General features: G+C 56.1%; 15 protein-coding genes and 1 other RNA gene. 4 read left to right on the top strand and 12 right to left on the bottom strand.

All coding sequences use genetic code 11. From position 1 onward, the window contains the following. Positions 1-24: 24 nt before the first annotated feature. From gcvH to PYW49_RS11180, 6 genes are all read right to left on the bottom strand, one after another. Positions 25-414 carry a glycine cleavage system protein GcvH gene (gene gcvH / locus PYW49_RS11205; protein ID WP_257260180.1) on the bottom strand — a complete coding sequence of 130 codons (390 nt, stop codon included), beginning with the start codon at positions 412-414 and terminating at the stop codon, positions 25-27. Between the two features lie 24 nt (positions 415-438). Next, the gene (gene gcvT, locus PYW49_RS11200) at positions 439-1,533 is read right to left on the bottom strand and encodes a glycine cleavage system aminomethyltransferase GcvT (RefSeq protein ID WP_320386446.1); all 1,095 of its coding nucleotides are present in this window, start codon (positions 1,531-1,533) and stop codon (positions 439-441) included. Between the two features lie 398 nt (positions 1,534-1,931). Continuing rightward, positions 1,932-3,134 carry an FAD-dependent 2-octaprenylphenol hydroxylase gene (gene ubiI / locus PYW49_RS11195; protein ID WP_320386445.1) on the bottom strand — a complete coding sequence of 401 codons (1,203 nt, stop codon included), beginning with the start codon at positions 3,132-3,134 and terminating at the stop codon, positions 1,932-1,934. A gap of 12 nt (positions 3,135-3,146) precedes the next feature. Further along, positions 3,147-4,325 carry a 2-octaprenyl-6-methoxyphenyl hydroxylase gene (gene ubiH / locus PYW49_RS11190; protein ID WP_320386444.1) on the bottom strand — a complete coding sequence of 393 codons (1,179 nt, stop codon included), beginning with the start codon at positions 4,323-4,325 and terminating at the stop codon, positions 3,147-3,149. Beyond that, a complete protein-coding gene (pepP, locus tag PYW49_RS11185) occupies positions 4,322-5,641 on the bottom strand; it encodes a Xaa-Pro aminopeptidase (RefSeq protein WP_320386442.1) in 1,320 nt (439 codons plus the stop codon). Before pepP ends, ubiH begins: the two co-directional genes overlap by 4 nt. A gap of 25 nt (positions 5,642-5,666) precedes the next feature. Further along, entirely contained in the window at positions 5,667-6,245 is a 579-nt protein-coding gene (locus PYW49_RS11180; protein ID WP_072250677.1) for a YecA/YgfB family protein, read from the bottom strand. 167 nt (positions 6,246-6,412) lie between these two features. Here PYW49_RS11180 and zapA point away from each other — a divergent pair, with 167 nt between their 5' ends. From zapA to PYW49_RS11165, 3 genes are all read left to right on the top strand, one after another. Next, entirely contained in the window at positions 6,413-6,742 is a 330-nt protein-coding gene (zapA, locus tag PYW49_RS11175; RefSeq protein WP_014071673.1) for a cell division protein ZapA, read from the top strand. 41 nt (positions 6,743-6,783) lie between these two features. Continuing rightward, a non-coding RNA gene (gene ssrS / locus PYW49_RS11170) (6S RNA) lies at positions 6,784-6,967 on the top strand. A gap of 24 nt (positions 6,968-6,991) precedes the next feature. Beyond that, positions 6,992-7,588 (top strand): 5-formyltetrahydrofolate cyclo-ligase, encoded by a 597-nt coding sequence (locus tag PYW49_RS11165; RefSeq protein WP_320386441.1) that lies wholly within the window; start codon positions 6,992-6,994, stop codon positions 7,586-7,588. A gap of 101 nt (positions 7,589-7,689) precedes the next feature. Here PYW49_RS11165 and serA read toward each other — a convergent pair whose 3' ends face one another. After that, positions 7,690-8,922, bottom strand: coding sequence for a phosphoglycerate dehydrogenase (gene serA / locus PYW49_RS11160; RefSeq protein ID WP_134348809.1), 1,233 nt, complete (start codon positions 8,920-8,922; stop codon positions 7,690-7,692). Positions 8,923-9,188: 266 nt separating this feature from the next. Beyond that, positions 9,189-9,848: a ribose-5-phosphate isomerase RpiA gene (gene rpiA, locus PYW49_RS11155; protein ID WP_003860091.1), complete on the bottom strand. Its 660-nt coding sequence runs from the start codon at positions 9,846-9,848 to the stop codon at positions 9,189-9,191. A 127-nt stretch (positions 9,849-9,975) separates the two neighbouring features. Between rpiA and argP the strand changes: the two genes are divergently transcribed. After that, positions 9,976-10,869, top strand: a complete 894-nt coding sequence (argP, locus tag PYW49_RS11150) for a DNA-binding transcriptional regulator ArgP (RefSeq protein WP_003860089.1) — start codon at positions 9,976-9,978, stop codon at positions 10,867-10,869. Positions 10,870-10,917: 48 nt separating this feature from the next. Here the strand turns inward: argP and PYW49_RS11145 are convergent, their stop codons facing one another. From PYW49_RS11145 to fbaA, 4 genes are all read right to left on the bottom strand, one after another. After that, positions 10,918-11,658 (bottom strand): oxidative stress defense protein, encoded by a 741-nt coding sequence (locus tag PYW49_RS11145; RefSeq protein WP_134348808.1) that lies wholly within the window; start codon positions 11,656-11,658, stop codon positions 10,918-10,920. A gap of 91 nt (positions 11,659-11,749) precedes the next feature. After that, the gene (argO, locus tag PYW49_RS11140) at positions 11,750-12,385 is read right to left on the bottom strand and encodes an arginine exporter ArgO (RefSeq protein ID WP_021242063.1); all 636 of its coding nucleotides are present in this window, start codon (positions 12,383-12,385) and stop codon (positions 11,750-11,752) included. A gap of 145 nt (positions 12,386-12,530) precedes the next feature. Beyond that, complete coding sequence (gene mscS / locus PYW49_RS11135) at positions 12,531-13,385, bottom strand: small-conductance mechanosensitive channel MscS (protein WP_320386440.1); 855 nt, start codon at positions 13,383-13,385, stop codon at positions 12,531-12,533. Positions 13,386-13,571: 186 nt separating this feature from the next. Next, a complete protein-coding gene (gene fbaA / locus PYW49_RS11130) occupies positions 13,572-14,651 on the bottom strand; it encodes a class II fructose-bisphosphate aldolase (protein WP_134348806.1) in 1,080 nt (359 codons plus the stop codon). Positions 14,652-14,705 lie beyond the last annotated feature (54 nt).

The following is a 14,705-nucleotide window of genomic DNA, read 5'->3' as shown; positions in this document are numbered from 1 at the left end:
AGCGCAGCGCCATCCGGCACAACGTTATTCGTCTTCCAGTAGTGCTTCGTACGCGGTCGCATCCAGCAGCGCGGCGACCTGAGATTCGTCACTGGCTTTGATCTTGAAGATCCAGCCGCCTTCATAAGGCTCGCTGTTGACCAGCTCCGGGGAGTCGCTCAGCGCGTCGTTGATGGCGACAATTTCACCGCTAACAGGTGCGTAGATATCGGATGCTGCTTTTACGGACTCCGCTACGGCGCAGTCGTCGCCCGCGCTAACGGTCGTGCCCACGTCAGGCAGGTCAACAAACACCATGTCGCCCAGCAGCTCTTGCGCGTGCTCGGTGATCCCTACGGTGTAAGTGCCGTCCGCCTCTTTGCGCAGCCACTCGTGTTCTTTGCTGTATTTCAGTTCTGCTGGCACATTGCTCATTGAAGTTCTCCTGATAAAAAATGATTAGGCGACCGGCTTACCGGCGCGAACAAAAATCGGTTTGGTCACGTTGACCGGCATTTCGCGGTTGCGGATTTGCACCACCGCCGTTTCGCCAATGCCCGCCGGCACGCGTGCCAGTGCAATACTGTAACCCAGCGTCGGAGAGAAGGACCCGCTGGTGATCACGCCTTCACGCGGATTGCCATCAGCATCGGTAAAACGTACAGGCAGTTCACCGCGCAGCACGCCCTTCTCGGTCATCACCAGACCCACCAGTTGTTCAGTGCCCTTCTCGCGCTGCATCTCCAGCGCTTCACGGCCAATAAATTCACGCTCAGCAGGTTCCCACGCGATGGTCCAGCCCATATTGGCCGCCAGCGGTGAGACGCCTTCATCCATCTCCTGACCGTAGAGGTTCATGCCCGCTTCCAGACGCAGCGTATCACGCGCGCCCAGGCCCGCTGGCTTCACGCCCGCTTCCACCAGCGCACGCCAGAAATCAGCAGCTTTTTCGTTTGGCATCGCAATTTCGTAGCCCGCTTCACCGGTGTAGCCGGTGGTGGCGATGAACAGATCCCCCGCCTGTACGCCGAAGAACGGCTTCATGCCTTCGGTGGCTTTACGCTGCTCGTCGTTGAACAGAGACGCGGCTTTCGCCTGCGCGTTTGGCCCCTGCACGGCGATCAGTGACAGATCGTCACGGACGGTGATGTCGATGGCATAAGGTTCGGCGTGTTGGGTGATCCAGGAGAGGTCTTTTTCGCGGGTGGCGGAGTTTACAACGAGGCGGAAGAAATCTTCAGTGAAGTAATAGACGATGAGGTCGTCAATCACGCCGCCGGAGGCATTCAGCATGCCGGTATAGAGCGCTTTACCCGGCGTCTTCAGTTTGGCGACGTCGTTTGCCAGCAGATAGCGTAAAAACTCCCGGGTGCGGCTGCCGCGCAGATCGACAATTGTCATGTGGGACACGTCGAACATACCGGCATCGGTGCGCACCGCGTGGTGCTCATCAATCTGCGAGCCGTAGTGCAGCGGCATCATCCAGCCGTGGAAGTCCACCATGCGGGCGCCGCATAACACGTGTTGTTCGTACAAAGGAGTCTGTTGAGCCATCTTGTCCTCGTTGAAAAAATTCACCGTGAAACCCGGTATCGGCCCCGTTATCAGGCACCGACGCAAACGTTCTCTTTAACCTGAACTTACCACCGAAATCGGCGGTTAACCATAAGGTAAAACGGGTCATCACATTAGCTTATGACCAAAAAACGCTAAAAAGCCTACAGAGTTATTCACTGGAAAAATGCGATTAAACCCGCACAAAATTAACAATGATCTAACAGGATTTAGCACATGGTGATATTTCATGCGGAAAAACGGGCCGAATTTCCGTGACGGGAAAAACACGACATTAGATTATCTAATGCGAAAAAAGCAGTGAAATTAGATTATTTCAAACGAGGGAATTTCCCCGGCGCAGAGGCCGGGAAAATAAAGTGTGACGGGGGTCTAAATTAACGTAGCCAGTCCGGGAGGTCGTTAAGACCCATTGCCTGACGAAGGAGCTGAGGCTTAACACCCGGAAGGGTGTCGGCAAGCTTGAGGCCGATGTCGCGCAGCAGTTTTTTCGCCGGATTGGCGCCGGCAAACAGCTCGCGGAAGCCCTGCATGCCCGCCAGCATCATCGCCGCGCTATGCTTGCGGCTGCGTTCGTAGCGACGCAGATAGAGATGCTGACCGATGTCCTTCCCTTCGCGATGCAGACGACGCAGTTCTTCCACCAGCTCCGCCGCGTCCATAAAGCCAAGGTTAACGCCCTGCCCGGCCAGCGGATGAATGGTATGTGCCGCATCCCCCACCAGCGCCAGACGGTGCGCCGCGAACTGACGCGCATAGCGGCCGGTTAACGGGAATACCTGCCGTTCGCTTTCAAGCGTGCACAAGCCAAGGCGGTTATCAAACGCCACGCACAGCGCCTGGTTAAAGGCGTCCGGTGTAGCCTCCTGCATCAGCCGGGCTTTTTCCGGCACCAGAGACCAGACAATCGAGCACAGGTGAGGATCGGCAAGCGGCAGGAATGCCAGAATACCGTCGTTGTGGAAAATCTGCCGCGCCACGCCCTCGTGCGGCTCTTCGGTACGGATCGTCGCCACCAGAGCATGATGACGGTAATCCCAGTAAGTCAGCGGAATATCGGCCTTGTTGCGCAGCCAGGAGTTCGCGCCATCAGCCCCCACCACCAGACGCGCAGTCAGCATGTCGCCGCTTTGCAGGGTGATAAACGCCTCGTTTTCGCCCCACGCCACCTGCTGGATTTGCGCGGGTGCCATCAGGGTGACATCGCTACAGGACTGCGCTTTTTGCCACAGCGCGTGGTGGATCACCGCGTTTTCGATGATGTGGCCCAGATGGCTATAGCCCATGCTTTCATCATCAAACGCAATATGACCAAAGCTGTCTTTATCCCACACTTCCATGCCGTGATAGCAGCTGGCGCGCTGCGCCACGATATCTGACCAGACGCCAAGGTGCGTCAGCAGCTTTTCGCTGGCCGCATTTATTGCCGAGACGCGGAGTTCCGGCGGTGCATCCTGGGCAACGGGCTGGGGCTGCTTTTGCTCCAGCACCGCTACTCGCAGGCCGCTGCCCTGTAAACCACAGGCCAGCGCCAGTCCTACCATTCCGCCGCCAACGATAGCGACATCAACATTTTGCACGGTGATAACTCCTTAACGCGCGACCCAACCGAGGGTCCGCTGCGCCAGCACGTCACGTGCCGGAATGAATAATTCCATCGCCATCAGCCCGAGGTTGCGGCCCGCAACCAGCGGCGCCCAGCGATTGGCAAACAGATGAACCAGGCCATCGGTGACACCAATCGTCGCCTCTTTATCCGCCTGGCGGCGCTTCTGGTAATGGCTGAGCACCGGGTATGCACCACAGTCTTTTTGCTCGCCCCACGCCTGAGAAAGCGTTTCCGCCAGACTCATCACGTCGCGTAACCCAAGGTTGAACCCCTGACCCGCGATGGGGTGCAGCGTCTGCGCAGCATTACCGACAAGCGCCAGGCGATGGGAGATGGACTGCGAGGATGTGGTCAGCGAGAGCGGGTATACCGTCCGCTTTCCGGCATGGGTAATACGCCCCAGCCGCCAGCCAAAGGCTTTTTGCAGCTCGGTACAAAAACGTTCGTCTGACCAGGCCTTAACCTCTTCAGCCCGATCCTGCGGGTGGCACCAGACCAGGGAGCAACGTCCATCCGACATCGGCAGCATCGCCAGCGGGCCGTGCTGCGTAAAGCGCTCAAACGCACGGCCGTTGTGTTCAGCTGCGGTAGAGACGTTCGCAATGACCGCCACCTGCCCGTAAGGCTGCTGACGCCATTCCACACCACACTGGGTGCCGAGCGTCGAGCGCGAACCGTCCGCAGCAACCAGAAGCTGGCCATCAAGCACGGTGCCGTTTTCCAGCGTCACGCTGACCGACGATTCACTGCGGCTCACGTTGGCCACGCGTGCCGGACAATGCAGCGTGACGCCCGGCGCGTCCTGAAGCAGACGGAACAGGCGTAATCCAACGTCGTGTAGCTCAACGACCTGACCCAGGGCATCAATACGGTAATCCTGCGCGTCCAGCGTGACAAAGCCAGCATGGCCGCGATCGCTGACGTGAACGGTACCGATCGCGGTGGCACGGTCGGCTATCGCCTGCCAGATACCAATGCGCGAAAGCTGCTGACATGTTCCCTGCGCCAGCGCAATGGCGCGGGCATCAAAACCAGGATGGTTAGACGCCTCTGGCGCAACGGCTTCCACCAGATGCACCGGAAGCTGGCCCTGCGTCAAATGCGAAATGGCCAGCGCCAGCGTGGCCCCGGTCATGCCGCCGCCAACGACGATCACGCTCATGCGCGCGCCGCTGCCATCAGCGCCTCGATATCGTCAGCGTTTTTCACGACGCTCGCGGTCAGGTTTTCGTTACCGGTTTCTGTAATAACGATGTCGTCTTCAATACGAATGCCAATCCCGCGGTACTCTTCAGGCACGTCGGCATCCGGGGCGATATACAGACCAGGCTCCACGGTTAACACCATGCCCGGCTCCAGCACGCGCGAGCGGTCGGTGCCATACGCCCCAACGTCATGCACATCCAGTCCCAGCCAGTGGCTCAGGCCGTGCATAAAGTACGGTCGATGCGCATTTTCAGCAATCAGGGTGTCCACATCGCCTTTCAGGATACCGAGCCTGACCAGACCGGTAATCATGATGCGCACCACTTCGCCGGTCACTTCCTGCATGGAGGTCCCGGGGCGATACAACCTGAGCGCCGTTTCAAGCGATTCCAGGACGATGTCGTAAATCGCGCGCTGTGCCGGTGAGAATTTACCGTTCACGGGGAAGGTACGGGTGATGTCCCCCGCGTAGCCCTGATACTCGCAACCGGCATCAATGAGTACCAGATCTCCGTCGCGCAGCGCACTTTCATTTTCGGTGTAGTGCAGAATGCAGCCGTTTTCTCCACCGCCGACAATGGTGTTGTAGGAGGGATAACGCGCACCGTGGCGGTTAAATTCGTGGAGGATTTCGCCTTCCAGCAGGTATTCGAACATACCGGGGCGGCACTTCTCCATGGCGCGAGTGTGCGCCAGGGCACTGATTTCGCCCGCACGACGCATCACGTTCAGCTCTTCTTCAGACTTGAACAGGCGCATCTCATGCACCACCGGACGCCAGTCCGTGAGGGTCGCGGGCGCGGACAGGTTCTGCCGCGAGCCTTTGCGCAGCTTATCCAGCGCGTTAAAGACAATCTCATCGGCATAGGCATATTCGCCCTGCGCGTGATAGAGCACGTCGAGGCCATTAAGCAGTTGATAGAGCTGCTGATTGATTTCGCTAAACGCCAGCGCCCGATCGACGCCGAGCTTCGCCGGTGCGGCCTCCTGGCCCAGGCGGCGGCCAAACCAGATTTCGGCCGTCAAATCGCGCACGCGGTTGAAAATCACGCTGTGGTTGTGGGTGTCATTGCTCTTAATCAGCACCAGTACCGCTTCCGGCTCGTTAAAGCCGGTGAAATACCAGAAATCGCTGCTCTGGCGATAGGGATATTCGCTGTCGGCGCTGCGCGTCACTTCGGGCGCAGCAAAAATCAGCGCGGCGCTGCCCGGCTGCATTTTCGCCAGCAGCGCCTGACGGCGGCGCGAATACTCTTGACTCAAGATAACCATGACACCCTCCTGTGCGTTATTTTTATTAATGTAAGGTTGGCTTGCGGACTTCCGGCGCGGTCGGCTGCGAGCGCGTAAAGTTGTCGTGGCACAGCAGTGCCGCCACACGCACGTACTCGATAATCTCTTCGAGAGACATTTCCAGCTCTTCCTGGTCTTCGTCTTCATCGTAGCCAAGCTGGGCAATGTTGCGCAGGTCGTCGATCGCTTCACCCGCTTCGCCGGTCACTTTATCCAGTTTAGGCTGCGTTACGCCCAGACCCAGCAGATAGTGGTTTACCCAACCCGCCAGCGCATCGGCGCGATCGAACACGCTGACGTCGTCGCCTTCAGGCAGATAAAGCTGAAAAAGGAAGCCATCGTCTTCCAGCGAATCGCTGATAGCGGCGTGCATTTTACGCAGCGCTTCCGCCAGCTCGTGACCAAACGCCAGCCCTTCATTCGTGAGGTCGTGGATCAGCGGCTGCCATGAGCTGTCGCTGTTTCCGCCACACAACATGCCACTGATCAGACCGTGCATTTCGGCAGAGGTTAAACCGATTCCCTGCTGGTTCAGTAACTGGTTTAAATCCTTGTAACCAGGCATTTCGTTCTGTATAGACATGAGCATTCGTCATCAAAGGGGGAAGTTTCATGATATGCTACCACTTTGGACCCTGGTGATACCAGAAAAGGGCTTGTATCTTCACATCAGGGTAGCTATAGTGTCGCCCCTTCGCAGCCCCCGGGGCAGTAAGCGAAGGCAGCGCAGTCAATCAGCAGGAAGGTGGCATGTCTGCACAACCCGTCGATCTCCAGATTTTTGGCCGTTCACTGCGAGTGAATTGTCCGCCTGAACAAAGGGATGCTTTGAATCAGGCAGCGGACGATTTGAATCAGCGGTTGCAAGATCTAAAAGAACGCACTAGAGTCACAAATACTGAGCAGCTGGTTTTCATCGCCGCGTTGAACATCAGCTATGAACTGACTCAGGAAAAAGCGAAGACCCGCGACTACGCGGCAAGCATGGAGCAACGCATTAAAATGCTCCAGCAGACCATAGAACAGGCATTGCTTGATCAAGGTCGCACTCCCGAAAGACCGGGACCAAAGTTTGAATAACACTTCTCAGTTGACTATGGTAGAGTAACTGTGAAGACAAAATTTCTCTGAGATGTTCGCAAGCGGGCCAGTCCCCTGAGCCGATATTTCATACCACAAGAATGTGGCGCTCCATGGTTGGTGAGCATGCTCGGTCCGTCCGAGAAGCCTTAAAACTATGACGACACATTCACCTTGAACCAAGGGTTCAAGGGTTACAGCCTGCGGCGGCATCTCGGAGATTCCCTCTCTTTTCTTCTACCGACTACCATGACTCAATTCCCTGAAGTTTCTGCTTCACGGCAGGACATCCGTCAGTTAATTCGTCAGCGCCGTCGTGCGTTAACCTCCGATCAGCAAGCGCATTTTGCCCAGCAGGCCGCCGCCCGTATGATGGCGTATCCCCCTGTCGTGATGGCGCACACCGTTGCTCTGTTTCTCTCATTTGACGGGGAACTGGACACCCAACCGCTCATCGAGCAGCTCTGGCGCGCCGGGAAAAAGGTGTATCTGCCGGTGCTGCACCCGTTCAGCGAAGGCAATCTGCTGTTCCTGCACTACCACCCGCACAGCGAGCTGGTGGTGAACCGTCTGAAAATCACCGAGCCGAAACTCGACGTGCGTGACGTGCTCCCGCTGTCACAGCTGGATGTGCTTATCACGCCGCTGGTGGCGTTTGATGAGCAGGGTCAGCGCCTCGGAATGGGCGGCGGTTTTTACGACAGAACGCTGCAAAACTGGCAGCAGTACGGGTTGCAGCCGGTGGGTTACGCACATGATTGCCAGGGCGTGGAGGCGTTGCCGGTGGAGAAGTGGGATGTGCCGCTGCCGGCTGTGGTGACGCCCAGTAAAACGTGGCTTTGGTAGAATTAAGCCGGGTGGCGGCTACGCCTTACCCGGCCTACATAAATCCTCGGACGTTGTAGGTCGGGTAAGCGTTAGCGCCACCCGACACCACAGACCGCACATTAGTAAAGCAGACGCGCGCGAATAGTCCCCTGAATCGCCTTCATGCTCTGCAACGCTTTCTCGGCAACATCTTCATCCGCTTCGATATCAATAACCACGTAACCCATCTGCGAATTGGTCTGCAGATACTGCGCGGCAATGTTGACGCCCTGCTCGGCAAAGATCTGGTTGATGGCGGTCAGCACGCCTGGACGGTTTTCGTGGATGTGCAGCAGACGACGGCCACCGTGCAGCGGCAGAGACACTTCCGGGAAGTTCACCGCAGAGAGCGTAGAACCGTTGTCGGAGTATTTGCTCAGTTTGCCCGCCACTTCCAGACCGATATTCTCCTGCGCTTCCTGAGTTGAACCACCAATGTGCGGCGTCAGGATCACGTTGTCGAACTCGCACAGCGGAGAGGTAAACGGATCGCTGTTGGTCGCTGGCTCCGTCGGGAACACGTCAATCGCCGCGCCCGCCAGATGCTTACGTTTTAGCGCATCCGCCAGTGCCGGGATATCGACAACCGTACCGCGCGCGGCGTTGATCAGCAGCGAACCTGGCTTCATCAGCGCCAGCTCTTCTGCACCCATCATGTTTTTGGTGGAGGCATTTTCCGGCACGTGCAGGCTCACCACGTCGCTCATGTTCAGCAGGTCAGAGAGGTGTTGAACCTGGGTCGCATTGCCCAGCGGCAGTTTGCTTTCAATGTCGTAGAAAAACACGTGCATACCCAAGGATTCTGCCAGAATGCCCAGCTGCGTACCGATGTGGCCGTAACCGATAATCCCCAGCTTTTTACCACGCGCTTCATAGGAGCCAGACGCCAGTTTGTTCCACACGCCACGGTGTGCCTTGGCGTTAGCTTCTGGAATACCGCGCAGCAGCAGCAGCAGTTCGCCAATCACCAGCTCCGCCACGGAACGGGTGTTGGAGAACGGGGCATTGAAGACGGGGATACCGCGTTTGGCGGCCGCATTCAGGTCAACCTGGTTGGTACCGATGCAGAAACAGCCGATAGCCACCAGCTTTTCCGCCGCAGCAATAACATCTTCAGTCAGATGAGTACGGGATCGCAGGCCAATGAAGTGGGCATCACGGATGGACGCTTTCAGCTCTTCAGTATCGAGCGCGCCTTTGTGAAATTCGATGTTGGTGTAACCTGCCGCACGAAGGCTATCGATTGCTTTTTGATGCACGCCCTCGACCAGCAGGAATTTAATCTTGTCTTTCTCCAGTGATACCTTTGCCATTTACCCGACCCTGTTTTTGTCTGAACTGATGTTGTGCTGGATATGAATCCGCTGTAGCCAACATATCAAAAAAAACTATTGCAGCAATATGAACGTTTGCGTCGGCACTCTGAAGAAAAGTCATACAGAGCAAAATGTCAGAGGAAAATGCTATGGAAATTTACAAACGCGGCAGGATCGGCAAAAGAGGCGGAAAAACGTGACACAAGTCACCGAATTTAGCTTTTCAAATTTTTTTTAGCGGGGGGAGGTCTCCCCCCGTCAGATCATTTTACGATGGTTTTCACGCCGTCAGCGGTGCCAATCAGCGCCACATCCGCGCCACGGTTGGCGAATAGCCCTACGGTCACTACGCCAGGAATGCCGTTGATGGCATTTTCCAGGGCAATCGCGTCGAGAATTTCCAGACCGTGAACGTCGAGGATCACGTTACCGTTGTCGGTGACTACGCCCTGACGATATTCCGGACGACCGCCCAGCTTCACCAGTTGACGGGCAACAGCGCTACGCGCCATCGGGATCACTTCGACCGGCAGCGGGAAATTACCCAGAATGTCGACCTGCTTGGAGGCGTCCGCGATGCAGATAAACTTGTCCGCAACGGAGGCGATGATTTTTTCGCGCGTCAGCGCCGCTCCGCCGCCTTTGATCATCTGCATGTGGCCGTTGATCTCATCCGCGCCATCAACGTAAATCCCCAGACGATCCACTTCGTTGAGATCGAAAACGGTAATGCCGAGGCTTTTCAGCTTTTCCGTGGAAGCATCAGAGCTGGACACCGCGCCCTCGATCTGCCCTTTCATCGTGCCAAGTGCATCGATAAAGTGTGCCGCGGTTGATCCCGTACCGACACCGACAATGGTACCCGGCTGTACGTACTGGAGAGCGGCCCATCCTACTGCTTTTTTCAGTTCATCCTGCGTCATGATCGTTTTGCCTGTGGTGTGAAAACTCAGGGCGCATTATAGAACACGTCGAATGGAATTCGTCTGCCACGAAGGGAAAATTGTGTCATAGTGCAGATTAAGCAAAATTAAGGAGTCAGCCAGAGCAATGAAACGTCCGGACTACAGAACACTACAGGCACTTGATGCAGTTATTCGTGAACGAGGTTTTGAGCGCGCGGCGCAAAAGCTTTGCATCACGCAGTCCGCCGTATCGCAGCGTATCAAACAGCTTGAAAACATGTTTGGCCAGCCACTGCTGGTGCGTACCGTGCCGCCTCGCCCAACGGAGCAAGGGCAAAAGCTCCTCGCCCTGCTGCGTCAGGTTGAACTGCTGGAAGATGAGTGGCTGGGTGACGAACAAACGGGCTCCACGCCGCTGCTGCTCTCTCTGGCGGTCAACGCCGACAGTCTGGCAACATGGCTGCTGCCGGCTCTTGCGCCGGTCTTAGCGGATTCCCCTATCCGCCTGAATTTGCAGGTTGAAGATGAAACCCGTACCCAGGAGCGCCTGCGTCGCGGTGAAGTGGTCGGGGCGGTCAGTATCCAGCCTCAGGCGCTGCCAAGCTGCCTGGTGGATCAGCTCGGCGCGCTGGATTACCTGTTTGTCGGTTCAAAAGCCTTTGCCGAGCGCTATTTCCCCAACGGCGTGACCCGCGCCGCGCTGCTGAAAGCACCTGCCGTGGCGTTCGACCATCTGGACGATATGCATCAGGCTTTCCTTCAGCAAAACTTCGATCTGCCGCCGGGCAGCGTGCCGTGTCATATCGTCAACTCATCCGAAGCGTTTGTGCAACTTGCGCGCCAGGGCACGACCTGCTGCATGATCCCGCATCTGCAGATTGAGAAAGAGTTGAAAAGCGGTGAGCTGATTGACCTGACGCCGGGGCTGTATCAGCGCCGGATGCTCTACTGGCACCGTTTCGCGCCAGAAAGCCGAATGATGCGCAACGTCACCGACGCGCTGCTGGCGTTTGGGCATAAGGTGTTGAGGCAGGATTAATCGCTTGAATTCCCTCTCCCTGTGGGAGAGGGTTAGGGTGAGGGCAAATTACTGCGCCTTAGCCGCCTCAGTTTGCTGAGTTTTAGTTGGCTCCAGCTGGAACACCACATCCACCTGATCGTCGAACTGGATCGTCGGCTGCTCGTAAGTTTCCTGAGCGGATACCGGCGCCGCATCGGCCTTCATCATCCGTACCATCGGGCTTGGCTGATAGTTAGAGACGTGGTAACGCACGCTGTATACCGGGCCGAGCTTGCTGTTAAACCCGGACGCCAGCTGCTGCGCCTGGTGAATTGCATCATCAATCGCCGCTTTACGCGCTTCGTCTTTGTATTTCTCCGGTTGCGCAACGCCCAGCGACACAGAACGGATTTCGTTCAGCCCCGCCTTCAGCGCGCCGTCCAGCAAGGCATTCAGCTTATCCAGCTGACGCACGGTCACTTCAACGGTGCGCACGGCACGGTAGCCTTTCAGGATGCTTTTGCCATTCTGATAGTCGTAATCGGGTTGAGTACGCAGGTTCGCCGAGTTGATATCTTTTTTACCGACGCCGTTCTGCTCGAGGAAAGAGAGATATTGCGCAACACGATCGTCAGCCTGCTTCTTGGCAGACGCCGCATCTTTCGCAGCCACATTCACTTCAATTGCCAGCGTTGCAACATCGGGTACCGCATCCACGCTTGCGGTGCCTGAAGTGACGATGTGCGGGCCATCCGGCAGTTCACTTGCCTGCACCGACACCGCACCTAAACTTACTAATGCCGCCAGGGCCATCACTTTAAACTTCACTGTTATTCCTCCATGTTGCAAAGAGTGCCCGATAACAGGGCGCATGCCAGCAAGCTTAGCGGGTCCTGGTCAGTTGTCCATAAGACAAGGATTAGTTGAACAATTCCTGAACGTGGTGAATGCCCTCTTTTGCCAGTTGAAAAGCAATAAACCACATCACCAGCCCCACCAGGGTATTAATGATGCGCTGGGCTTTGGCAGTCCGCAGACGAGGTGCCAGCCATGCCGCCAGAATGGCGAGACCAAAGAACCAGAGGAACGAGGCGCTGACCGTGCCGAGCGCAAACCAGCGTTTCGGCTCAACGTCCAGCTGCCCACCCAGGCTGCCCAGCACCACGAAGGTATCAAGATAGACATGCGGGTTAAGCCAGGTCACCGCCAGCATGGTGACGATGATCTTCCAGCGCCCCTGCTTCATCACTTCTGCACTCGCCAGTTCGAGATTGCTACTCATCGCCGTTTTCAGGGCACCAAATCCGTACCAGAGCAGAAACGCCACGCCGCCCCAGGTAACAAGCGCCAGCAGCCAGGGAGACTGCATCAGCAATGCGCTGCCGCCAAAAATCCCGGCGCAGATCAGGAGTAAATCGCTTACCGCACACAGCAGGGCAATCATCAGATGATACTGGCGGCGGATGCCCTGGTTCATCACGAACGCATTTTGCGGGCCAAGGGGAAGGATCATGGCCGCACCTAAGGCAAGCCCTTGAAAGTAATACGATAACATGACGAAACTCTCACAGTATTGTTCTGGAAGCAGACTATACTGCGGGAATAACATTAGAGGAAATGGATAATATTAATTGGGGATTAGCTAGTCTAATAAAAGAAAAGCCCGGTGGCGGTGGCGCTTACCGGGCCTACGGGAGACGTTATTCTGCTTCTTTGACTTTTTTGACGTTTACGTCCATCTGCGGGTACGGGAAGCTGATGCCGTTAGCGTCGAAGTCGCGCTTAATGCGTTCCAGCACGTCCCAGTAGACGTTTTGCAGATCGCTGCTCTTGCTCCAGATACGCACCACGAAGTTGATGGATGACGCGCCCAGCTCGTTGAGGCGAACGGTTTGCTCTTTATCTTTCAAAATACGATCGTCTGAGGCAATGATATTGCTAATCAGCGACTTCACCTGATCGATATCCGAATCATACGCCACGCTGATAATCAGCTCGTTACGACGCACCGGCTCACGGGAGAAGTTAATGATGTTGCCGGCGATGATTTTCCCGTTCGGCACCACCACGATGCGGCCATCGACGGTACGCATGGTCGTTGAGAAAATCTGTACCTGCAGCACGGTTCCGGCAATGCCACCAAGATCAACGTATTCGCCGGAGCGGAACGGACGGAAGGTCACCAGCAGCACGCCTGCCGCCAGGTTTGAAAGCGAGCCCTGCAGCGCCAGACCAATAGCCAGACCGGCAGCACCGAGAACGGCAATGACGGAGGCGGTCTGCACGCCCACACGGCCCAGCGCGGCAATCAGCGTAAAGGCGATAATACTGTAGCGCACAAGAGCAGAGAGGAAGTCAGCCACCGTGGCGTCAATGTGACGGGCCAGCATCACGCGGTTAACCGCGTTCGATACGATACGCGCAACAATCATCCCGACGATGATGATGGCAATCGCCGCGACGATGTTCACGGCGTAGCTCAGCAACAATGCCTGGTTACGCGCCAGCCAGTTACCGGCGTGATTGATGCTGTCTACAACATCGAGTTGTTCCATTTATTCTTCCTTTTGTTAAACCAAAACACAAAATCCATCCCCCATGGAGACAGGCAGGTCCGTAAAGGGTAAACAAAAAGCACCGGGTTTGCCAAACAGATCACAAAAACTGCTCTGGCAGGGTATTGAAAAAGCATAAAAAAAGGCCCGCATTTGCGGGCCTTCAGATGCTGTTAGCAGCTCAAATTACAGAACGTCAACCGCGTTCAGCTCTTTGAATGCCTGCTCCAGACGAGTAATCATTGAAGTCTGTGCAGCACGCAGCCATACGCGTGGATCGTAGTATTTCTTGTTCGGCTGGTCTTCGCCTTTCGGGTTGCCCAGCTGACCCTGCAGGTAAGCTTCGTTGGTTTTGTAGTATTGCAGGATGCCGTCCCAGGTTGCCCATTGGGTGTCGGTATCGATGTTCATTTTCACTACGCCGTAGCTTACGGAGTCTTTGATTTCCTGAGCAGAAGAACCGGAACCGCCGTGGAAGACGAAGTTCAGGCTGTTGTGCGGCAGGTTGTGTTTCTTGGAAACATATTCCTGAGAATCACGCAGGATGGTTGGGGTCAGAACCACGTTACCTGGTTTGTAAACGCCGTGCACGTTACCGAAGGACGCTGCAATCGTGAAGCGTGGGCTGATTTTGCTCAGCTCGGTGTAAGCGTAATCAACGTCTTCTGGCTGGGTGTACAGTGCAGAAGCGTCCATGTGGCTGTTGTCCACGCCGTCTTCTTCACCACCGGTGCAACCCAGTTCGATTTCCAGGGTCATGTCCATTTTGGACATACGCGCCAGGTATTTGGAGCAGATTTCGATGTTTTCGTGCAGTGACTCTTCAGACAGGTCGATCATGTGAGAAGAGAACAGTGGCTTACCGGTAGCTGCGAAGTGTTTTTCACCCGCATCCAGCAGACCGTCGATCCACGGCAGCAGTTTCTTCGCGCAGTGGTCAGTGTGCAGGATAACCGGAACACCGTAGTGCTCAGCCATCTGGTGTACGTGGTGCGCACCAGAGATAGCACCCAGGATTGCAGCGCCCTGAGGAACGTCAGTTTTCACGCCTTTACCTGCGATGAACGCAGCGCCGCCGTTAGAGAACTGAACGATAACCGGTGCTTTTACTTTTGCAGCGGTTTCCAGTACGGCGTTGATGGAGTCGGTACCCACGCAGTTAACTGCTGGCAGAGCGAAGTTGTTTTCTTTAGCTACCTGGAACACTTTCTGTACGTCATCACCAGTGATAACGCCAGGTTTTACGAAATCAAAAATTTTAGACATGTTGCTTAGTCCTGTATCTTCGGCCGTTAGAAAAGGTGCGAGCTCTTAAAAGCG

This window comes from Enterobacter chinensis (assembly GCF_034008295.1).
GTDB lineage: Bacteria > Pseudomonadota > Gammaproteobacteria > Enterobacterales > Enterobacteriaceae > Enterobacter > Enterobacter chinensis.
Note: the sequence above shows the minus strand (reverse complement) of the source record. Positions and strands in the feature narration are given on the sequence as shown.